8 protein-coding genes are annotated in these 8,405 nt (G+C 64.6%); 6 read left to right on the top strand and 2 right to left on the bottom strand.

The genetic code is table 11. From position 1 onward, the window contains the following. Both ABNS06_RS09495 and ABNS06_RS09490 read right to left on the bottom strand, forming a co-directional pair. On the bottom strand, positions 1 to 442 hold a 442-nt coding region (locus tag ABNS06_RS09495; RefSeq protein ID WP_348674181.1), incomplete at its 3' end, for an AAA family ATPase. Further along, a complete protein-coding gene (locus ABNS06_RS09490) occupies positions 442 to 1,323 on the bottom strand; it encodes an NAD(+) kinase (protein ID WP_348674179.1) in 882 nt (293 codons plus the stop codon). The genes ABNS06_RS09495 and ABNS06_RS09490, both read right to left, overlap by 1 nt. Before the next feature lie 57 nt (positions 1,324 to 1,380). Between ABNS06_RS09490 and hrcA the strand changes: the two genes are divergently transcribed. From hrcA to carA, 6 genes are all read left to right on the top strand, one after another. Then, positions 1,381 to 2,439 carry a heat-inducible transcriptional repressor HrcA gene (gene hrcA / locus ABNS06_RS09485; protein WP_348674178.1) on the top strand — a complete coding sequence of 353 codons (1,059 nt, stop codon included), beginning with the start codon at positions 1,381 to 1,383 and terminating at the stop codon, positions 2,437 to 2,439. 72 nt (positions 2,440 to 2,511) lie between these two features. Further along, on the top strand, positions 2,512 to 3,090 hold the full coding sequence (gene grpE, locus ABNS06_RS09480) for a nucleotide exchange factor GrpE (RefSeq protein ID WP_348674176.1): 579 nt from the start codon (positions 2,512 to 2,514) through the stop codon (positions 3,088 to 3,090). Positions 3,091 to 3,200: 110 nt separating this feature from the next. Then, positions 3,201 to 5,147 carry a molecular chaperone DnaK gene (gene dnaK, locus ABNS06_RS09475; RefSeq protein ID WP_348674175.1) on the top strand — a complete coding sequence of 649 codons (1,947 nt, stop codon included), beginning with the start codon at positions 3,201 to 3,203 and terminating at the stop codon, positions 5,145 to 5,147. Positions 5,148 to 5,293: 146 nt separating this feature from the next. Next, complete coding sequence (gene dnaJ / locus ABNS06_RS09470; protein WP_348674173.1) at positions 5,294 to 6,433, top strand: molecular chaperone DnaJ; 1,140 nt, start codon at positions 5,294 to 5,296, stop codon at positions 6,431 to 6,433. 2 nt (positions 6,434 to 6,435) lie between these two features. Next, positions 6,436 to 7,245 (top strand): 4-hydroxy-tetrahydrodipicolinate reductase, encoded by an 810-nt coding sequence (dapB, locus tag ABNS06_RS09465; RefSeq protein ID WP_348674172.1) that lies wholly within the window; start codon positions 6,436 to 6,438, stop codon positions 7,243 to 7,245. Between the two features lie 96 nt (positions 7,246 to 7,341). Then, positions 7,342 to 8,405: glutamine-hydrolyzing carbamoyl-phosphate synthase small subunit (gene carA, locus ABNS06_RS09460; protein WP_348674171.1), on the top strand; the 1,064-nt coding region annotated here is incomplete at its 3' end.

Genomic DNA, 8,405 nt, shown 5'->3' with positions numbered 1-8,405 from the left:
GGTTGCGTTGTTCGGCGGCGTCGAGCAGGCGCTGGCTGTCGTGCTGGCCATGGATGTCGACCAGGTATTCGCCCAGGTCGCGCAGGCTGCGAATGTTGCTCGGCGAGCCGTTGATGAACGCCCGCGAGCCGCCGTCGGCCATGACGATGCGGCGGATCAGACAGCAGCCGGCATCGTCCGGGTCATCCAGTGCCTGGTCGGTGAGCCAGCGAGAGGCGGGCGAGTCCGGCGTCAGGCGAAACTCCGCATCCACCTGAGCCCGCGGCTGGCCGCTGCGCACGGCATCGGAATCGGCGCGCGCGCCGAGCACCAGGCCGATGGCGTCGATCAGGATCGACTTGCCGGCGCCGGTTTCACCCGTGAGCACGTTGAAGCCGTCACCGAACTCCAGTTCGAGATCGGCGATGACGGCGAGATTCTGGATCGACAAATGCCGCAGCATCAGTTTTGTCCGCGCCCCCAGTGCAGTTTGGTTCGCAGGATGTGGAAGTAGTCGTAACCGGGCGGGTGGATCAGGGTCATGCGCTTGTCGGCCGCGCGAATCCGGATGCGGTCGCCACCGGCTAGCGGATGACTGACCTGGCCGTCCCAGGTCACCAGCGCATCGGTGTTGTGGCCGTGGACCACGACCTCCAGTTCGCTGTTGGCGCTGATGACCAGCGGCCGGTCGGACAGCGTATGCGGGCAGATCGGCACCAGCGTCAGCGCGTCAATGCCGGTGTGCACGATCGGGCCGCCGCTGGACAGCGCGTAGGCGGTGGAGCCGGTTGGCGTGGAAATCACGATGCCGTCGGCGCGGTGACGGTTGACGAATTCGCCGTTGATCCGCGTGTCGAATTCCAGCAGGCGGTTGAAGGCGCGGTTGCGCACGACGACGTCGTTCAGCGCGATGAACGAGGCGATGGGGTCGCCCTGCACATCGGGCCTTGCTTCGATCATCAGGCGGTCTTCGCGGATGCCCTGACCATCGAGAATCTCGTCCAGCCGCGCGCTCATGTCGTCCGGCGAGACATCGACCATGAAGCCCAGCCGGCCTCGGTTCACGCCGACGATCGGCACGTCCTGCGGCGCCATGTAGCGTCCGGCGTCGAGCAGCGTGCCGTCACCACCGACGACGATGCAGAGGTCGCACTGGCGGGCCATCTCGGCTCTCGGCACGGCGTCCGCGCCGGAGACGGGAGCGGCGACCGGGTCCGGCAGCACGGTGAGTCCGCGCTGCGCGAGATGCCGGCTCAGGCGCTCCACGGTCGTTAGAACCGCGGCGTCCTCGCGCTTGGCGATCACGCCGATGTGCTGGAAGCTGGTCACGCCCTTTGCTTGCATTGACAGCGCCGAACGCGCGTGGCTTTCTGTGTTTCCACCATCAGAACCTGTCTGCCCGTGGGCCCGGAGTCTCGCATCGAAATCGGAACGCCGTCACTGGACGCCCGTCAGGCGACTCTTCTGAAGACGCTAGTCGAGCAGTTTATCGCGGACGGCCGTCCGGTCGCGTCGTCCCGTCTGCTGGCATGCAGTGGGTTGTCCGTGAGTTCGGCCACCGTGCGCAGCATCATGGTGGACTTGGCCGAGCGTGGCTACGTGTCGGCGCCGCATACCTCGTCCGGGCGCATTCCGACCCCGCTGGGATACCGCTTCTTCGTCGATTCGCTGCTGGAGCCGGAACGGCTGGCGCGCCAGACGGCCGCCGAGCTGGCCGACAAGCTGCGCGAGTCCTCCGGCGGGCGCGACGGGCTCACCAGTGACACCTCCGCATTGCTGGCCGACCTGACCCGCATGGCCGGGGTCGTCTCCGTGCCGCGCAGCGATTTGCGCACACTGCGCCAGATCGAGTTCCTGCCACTGTCGGACCGCCGCGTGCTCGTCGTGCTGGTCGTGGACCGCGAGGAGGTGCAGAACCGCGTGGTGCAGCTGTCGAAGGACTATCCGCGCGAGTCGCTGGAGCGCGCCGCGGCGTTCATCAACCGTCATGCCGCCGGGCGCTATCTGTTCGAAGTGGCGGACGTGCTGCGGCAACAGGTGCGGGTGGCCGAGGCCGCGGTCGGCGAGGAACTGGCGCTGATGATGCAGCAGGCCGTGCACGATGCCGACGACGGAAATGACGGCGGCGTGGTCATCGCCGGCGAGCCCAATCTGCTTGCCTTTGACGAGATCGGCAGCCGCGAGCGGCTGGTGGCGCTGATGCGGGCGCTGGATCGCAAGCGGGAGATCGCCGGGCTGTTCCGCCGCTGCCTGGATGCCGATGGCGTGCAGATCTTCATCGGCCGCGAGTCCGGCGTGACCGTGCTCGACGAATGCAGCGTCGTGACCGCGCCATACCGGGTGGACGGCGAGGTGGCCGGCGTGCTCGGCGTGATCGGCCCGACCCGGATGGCTTACCAGCGCATCGTGCCGCTGGTGGATTTGACCGCGATAATCTTCGGTGTCGGCTTGAAAACCTGACGGGCGCCCCCACCAAGCGAGCCGTGCGACGACGCTGTCGTCATCCATCGACTTTCCAACACGGATCGCAGCATGAACCCAGAAGACGCGAAGCCGGAAGACACCGCGGCCGACGCCGCAACGTCCCAGACGGAATCCGCCGAACAGGCCTCCCCCGAGTCGACCGAGGCGGACCCAACGCAGGCCGCTCTGGACGCGGCGGAAGCCAAGGCGCGGGAGCATTGGGAATCGTACCTGCGCGCCAGCGCGGAACTAGAGAACGTGCGCCGGCGTGCCGAGCGTGATGTCGCCAACGCCCACAAGTTCGGTCTGGAGAAGTTCGCCAGCGAGCTGCTCGGCGTTCGCGATTCGCTGGAACTCGGATTGCAGTCCGCGCGGGCCGACAACGCCAGCGTCGAGACCGTGCGCGAGGGCATGGAGCTGACGCTCAAGCAGCTCGCCAGCGTGATGGAAAAGTTCGGGATTCAGCAGATCGACCCGACCGGCCTGCCGTTCGATCCCGAGAAGCACGAGGCGGTCGCGATGATCGAGGCCGATGCCGACCCGAACACCGTCGTCAACGTGATGCAGCGCGGCTACGTACTCAACGAGCGCCTGCTGCGCGCCGCCATGGTGGCGGTGGCGAAAGCGCCGGCTGGCGGCGCGAACTGAGTTTCGAAACCGGGCTTGATTTGCACTGGCCGGCCCCAATTAAGCCGGTAGTCGCGAAAGCACTGAATTTCCTTAAAGAGCACTGAAGAACACGATTTCTGGAGCACACCATGGGCAAGATCATTGGTATTGACCTCGGCACGACGAACTCCTGCCTGGCCTTGTTGGAAGGCAGCAGCGCCAAGGTCATCGAGAACGCCGAAGGCGAACGCACCACGCCGTCCGTGGTGGCGTATACGGATGACGATCAGACGCTGGTAGGCCGTCCGGCCAAGCGTCAGGCCGTTACCAACCCGAGCAACACCCTGTATGCGATCAAGCGCCTGATCGGCCGTCGCTTCCAGGACGACGTGGTACAGAAGGACATCAAGATGGTGCCCTACAAGATCACGTCGGCCGACAACGGCGACGCCTGGGTCGACGTCAAGGGCAAGAAGCTGTCGCCGCAGGAAGTCTCGGCGACCATCCTGCGCAAGCTGAAGAAGGACGCCGAGGACTACCTGGGCGAGTCCGTGACCGAAGCCGTGATCACGGTGCCGGCCTACTTCAACGACTCGCAGCGCCAGGCGACCAAGGACGCCGGCAAGATCGCGGGTCTGGAAGTCAAGCGCATCATCAACGAGCCGACCGCGGCCGCATTGGCCTACGGCCTGGATAAAAAGGGCGGCGACAAGAAGATCGCGGTCTATGACCTGGGCGGCGGCACGTTCGATATTTCGATCATCGAAGTGGCCGAGATCGACGGCGAGCATCAGTTCGAGGTGCACGCCACCAATGGCGACACGTTCCTGGGCGGCGAAGACTTCGACAACGAGATCATCGAGCACATCGCGGCCGAGTTCGAGAAAGACCAGGGCGTGAACCTGCGCAAGGACAAGCTTGCCCTGCAGCGCCTCAAGGAAGCCGCCGAGAAGGCTAAGATCGAGCTGTCCTCTACGCAGCAGACCGAGATCAATCTGCCGTACGTGACGGCCGACCAGAACGGTCCCAAGCATCTCAACATGAAGATGACGCGGGCCAAGCTGGAGTCCCTGGTCGAGAACCTGGTCGCACGTACCATCGACCCGTGCCGCACGGCGCTCAAGGACGCCGGCATGAAGGCCTCGGACATCGACGACGTGATTCTCGTCGGCGGCCAGACTCGTATGCCGGCCGTCCAGGAAGCGGTCAAGAGCTTCTTCGGTCGTGACCCGCGCAAGGACGTGAACCCGGACGAAGCTGTGGCCGTGGGTGCCGCTATCCAGGGCTCGGTGCTGTCGGGTGACACTAAGGACGTGCTGCTGCTGGACGTCACGCCGCTCAGCCTGGGTATCGAGACCCTGGGCGGCAAGATGACCAAGCTCATCGACAAGAACACGACCATCCCGACCCGCAAGTCGGAGACGTTCTCCACCGCGGAAGACAACCAGCCGGCCGTGACGGTGCACGTGCTCCAGGGCGAGCGCGAGCAGGCCTCCGGCAACAAGTCGCTGGGCCGTTTCGACCTGTCGGATATCCCGCCGGCGCCGCGTGGCACGCCGCAGATCGAAGTCACCTTCGATATCGACGCCAACGGCATTCTGAACGTCTCGGCCAAGGACAAGGCCACGGGCAAGGAGCAGTCCATCGAGATCCGTGCTTCGTCCGGTCTGTCCGACGACGAAGTCGAGCAGATGGTCAAGGACGCCGAGGCGCACGCCGAGGAAGACGCCAAGTTCAACGAGCTGATCACGGCGCGCAACCAGGCCGACGGCCTCATCCACGGCATCGAGAAGTCCATGAAGGATCTGGCCGACCAGATCTCCGAGGACGAGAAAAAGCCGGTTGATGATGCCATCGCCGAGCTGCGCACCGCACTCGAAGGCGACGACAAGGACGAGATCGAAGCCAAGACGCAGAAGCTGTCGGAGGCCTCGGCCCCGATCATGCAGAAGGCTTACGGCCAGGGCGAAGAAGGCGCCGAAGGCGAGCAGGCCGCCGGCGGCCAGCAGTCGCAGCAGTCCGGCGACGATGACGTCGTCGACGCCGACTTCGAGGAAGTCAAAGACGACGACAAGAAGTCGGGCACCAACTCGTAAGCTCATCGAGTGAGCCGATGCGCCGGGGCGGCGAGAGCTGCCCCGGCATTTTTGATTTTGACCACACGAGATTTCTGATTAATTCGACCGCCGCCGCGGATACGACGTGCGGACGCATCAATCAGGGATTTTGAAAGACGACGACCATGGCGAAACGCGATTACTACGAAGTGCTGGGCGTATCCAAGAGCGCGTCCAAGGACGAGATCAAGAAGGCCTATCGACGTCTGGCCATGAAAAACCACCCGGACCGTAATCCGGGCGATGAAGACGCCGAGGCGCGCTTCAAGGAGGCCTCCGAGGCCTACGAAGTACTGTCTGACGATCAGCAGCGCGCGACCTATGACCAGTTCGGTCACGCCGGCATGGGCGGCGCGGCCGGTGGCGGTGCCGGCTTTGGCGGCGGCGGCGCCGGTTTCGGCGATATCTTCGGCGATATCTTTTCCGATATTTTCGGCGGTGGCGGCATGGGCGGCGGTCGCAGCCGGGCCGCCCGCGGCGCGGACCTGCGCTACGATCTGGATCTGGAGTTGGAAACCGCGGTCGACGGCGACACCATCGAAATCCGGATTCCCACGCTGGAACAGTGCGAAACCTGCGGCGGCGACGGCGCCGAGCCCGGCTCGCCCGTGGACACCTGTGACACCTGCAAGGGCCAGGGCCAGGTGCGTATCCAGCAGGGCTTTTTGTCGATCCAGCAGGCGTGCCCGGACTGCCAGGGTTCGGGCAAGAAGATTCGCAACCCGTGCAAGAAATGCCAGGGCGACGGGCGCGTCCAGTCGTCCAAGACGCTGTCGGTCAAGGTGCCGCCGGGCGTGGATAACGGCGATCGTATCCGCCTGTCCGGCGAGGGCGAGGCCGGCGAGATGGGCGGCCCGGCCGGTGATCTCTACGTGCAGATCAACGTCAAGCCGCACGAGTTCTTCGTGCGTGATGGCAACAACCTGCGCGCCAACGTGCCGGTCGACATGATCACGGCCGCGCTGGGTGGCGAGATCGATGTGCCGACCTTGAAGGGCAAGGTCAGCCTGCGAGTGCCGGCCGAAACCCAGTCGGGCAAGACGTTCCGGCTGCGGGGCAAGGGCGTCCAGTCGGTGCGCACCTCGTCGCCGGGCGATCTGCTGGTCAAGGTCAGCGTCGAGACGCCGGTCAACCTGAATTCCAAGCAGAAGAAGCTGCTAGAAGAGCTGCAAGAGTCGCTGAACGAGAGCAGCCATAGCCATAGCCCGGCCACGAGCAGCTGGCTAGACAAGGCCAAGCGTTTCTTCGGCGAGCACCTGAACTGATCATGACCCAACGCGTGGCAATCAACGGCGCCTCCGGGCGTATGGGGCGCGAGCTGATCGTGGCTGCCCAGGCCCGCGACGATCTTGAATTGGTCGCGGCCTTTGCCTCGTCGACCAACGAGCAGCTAGGCATCGATGCCGGTCGATTGGCCGGAGTGGCTGATACCGGTGTGTTTCTGACGTCCTCCGAGTCAATCGCGAAGGCCGCCTTTGATGTGCTCGTCGATTTTTCCTTGCCGGCCCCGTCAATGAGCGCGCTCGCGGCCTGTCGTGCCCAGGGTGCGGCCATGGTGATCGGCACGACTGGTTTTAGCGCCGCACAGCAGGCCGAGATTGACGCGGCCGCGGCTGACATCGCTATTGTCCAGGCACCCAACTACAGCGCGGGCGTCAATTTGACGCTGGACCTGGTCGAGCGCGCAGCTGCTGCGCTGGGCGATGATGTGGATATTGAAATCGTCGAAGCTCATCATCGACACAAAGTCGATGCGCCCTCGGGCACAGCCTTGAAGCTAGGCGAGGTGGCCGCGCGCGGGCGCGGGCAGACGCTGGATCAAAACGCGGTCTACGCGCGCGAGGGGCACACCGGTGAGCGCCCGGCCGGCGCTATTGGATTTGCGACCGTGCGCGGCGGTGACATCGTCGGCGAGCATACGGTGCTATTCGCTGGCGCCGGTGAGCGCATCGAGATCACGCACCGCGCGACATCGCGCCAGACCTTTGCCGGCGGGGCGATGCGAGCAGCAGTCTGGGCCAGCGTTCAGACGCCCGGGCATTACGGTATGAACGATGTGCTGGGGCTATCTGACTAAGCGCGCGTCATACATCGCTGGCGAGACGGCGCCCTAGCGGCTATACTCTCGCCGCCTCCGGGCAGCCCACTGGCAATCAGCGACTGGAGAGATGTATTGCGCGCCAAAGCCGTACTAGCGCTCGAAGACGGTAGTGTCTTTCACGGCCGCGCCATCGGCGCCACCGGCCGGACCGTCGGGGAGGTGGTCTTCAACACCGCCATGACCGGTTATCAGGAAATCCTGACCGATCCCTCCTATCAGCAGCAGATGGTCACACTGACCTATCCGCATATCGGTAATACAGGGACCAACGACCAGGACGTCGAGTCTGATCGGGTCCAGGCAGCCGGTCTGATCATCCGCGAGGTCCCGCGTAGCCCAAGCAATTGGCGGTCCAACGACAGCCTGATAGGTTATCTCGAGGCCAACGGCATCGTGGGTATCGGCGATATAGATACCCGACGTCTCACACGACTACTGCGTGAAAAAGGCGCCCAGAACGGCGCGATCGTGGCCGGTGATGATATCGACGAGGCCGCTGCGATCCAAGCCGCGCGCGATTTTCCGGGCCTGAAGGGCGCGGATCTGGCCGCCGAAGCCGGTGTACGTGAAGCCTACGAATGGACTCAAGGCACCTGGATCGGGCCGAACGATCTGCACGCGCCGGCCGAGCCGCGCTTTCACGTGGCGGTATACGACTACGGCATCAAGTACAACATCCTGCGTCAGCTGGTCGATGCCGGCGCCCGTGTCACGGTGGTGCCCGCCAAGACATCAGTCGATGACGTTGTGGCCCTGGGCGCCGAGGGGGTGCTGTTAGGCAATGGGCCTGGTGATCCCGAGCCGCTGGATTATGCGGTGGCGACGTGTCGCGAACTCATCGCGCGCCGGATTCCCACGCTGGGCATTTGTCTCGGCCACCAGATTCTGGGCCTGGCCGTAGGGGCGTCGAGCCTGAAGATGAAGTTCGGCCATCACGGCGCTAACCATCCGGTAATCGATACCGCCAGCGGCGAGGTCATGATTTCGTCGCAGAACCACGGTTTTGCCATCGACGAAGCCAGCCTGCCGGATACCGTGCGTGTGTCGCACCGGTCGCTGTTCGATCAGACCCTGCAGGGCATCGAAATGATCGATGCACCCGTCTTTTCCTTCCAGGGGCACCCGGAAGCCAGCCC

This window comes from uncultured Abyssibacter sp., from assembly GCF_964000955.1.
GTDB lineage: Bacteria > Pseudomonadota > Gammaproteobacteria > Nevskiales > OUC007 > Abyssibacter.
This window is presented reverse-complemented; position numbering and strand designations above follow the sequence as displayed.